The organism is Dolichospermum planctonicum (genome assembly GCF_005402965.1).
In the GTDB taxonomy this organism is placed as follows: Bacteria; Cyanobacteriota; Cyanobacteriia; order Cyanobacteriales; family Nostocaceae; genus Dolichospermum; species Dolichospermum planctonicum.
In genome coordinates, this window is record NZ_BJCF01000131.1 from 1 (window position 1) to 668 (window position 668).

1 protein-coding gene is annotated in these 668 nt (G+C 40.0%); it reads right to left on the reverse strand.

The annotated features are described in order from the left end of the window. Positions 1–668 (reverse strand): calcium-binding protein (locus tag FFO06_RS21300; protein ID WP_162501224.1); only part of this gene is annotated, 668 nt, incomplete at both ends.

Below are 668 nucleotides of genomic sequence, written 5' to 3' on the forward strand. Positions count from 1 at the left end.
TCAGATTTAGGTTTTCAACGTTGGTAGGAATAGTGTAAGTAACACTAGATCGAATGGTGTCTATACCTGGGTCGGTATTTTCGATAATGGTATCATTGAGATTATCAACAATATAGGTATCGTTGCCTAAACCACCAATTAAAGCATCATTGCCTAAACCACCGTCAAGGGTGTTATTAGCGCCGTTACCTGTGATGACGTTATTAAGTGCGTTCCCTGTACCGTTAATTGCTGCTGATCCTATCAGAGTTAGGTTTTCAACGTTGGTAGGAATAGTGTAAGTAACACTAGATCGAATGGTGTCTATACCTGGGTCGGTATTTTCGATAATGGTATCATTGGGATTATCAACAATATAGATATCGTTGCCTTTACCACCAATTAAAGCATCATTGCCTAAACCACCGTCAAGGGTGTTATTAGCGTCGTTACCTGTGATGACGTTATTAAGTGCGTTCCCTGTACCGTTAATAGCTGCTGTTCCTGTCAGATTTAGGTTTTCAACGTTGGTAGGAATAGTGTAAGTAACACTAGATCGAATGGTGTCTATACCTGGGTCGGTATTTTCGATAATGGTATCATTGAGATTATCAACAATATAGGTATCGTTGCCTAAACCACCAATTAAAGCATCATTGCCTAAACCACCGTCAAGGGTGTTATTAGCG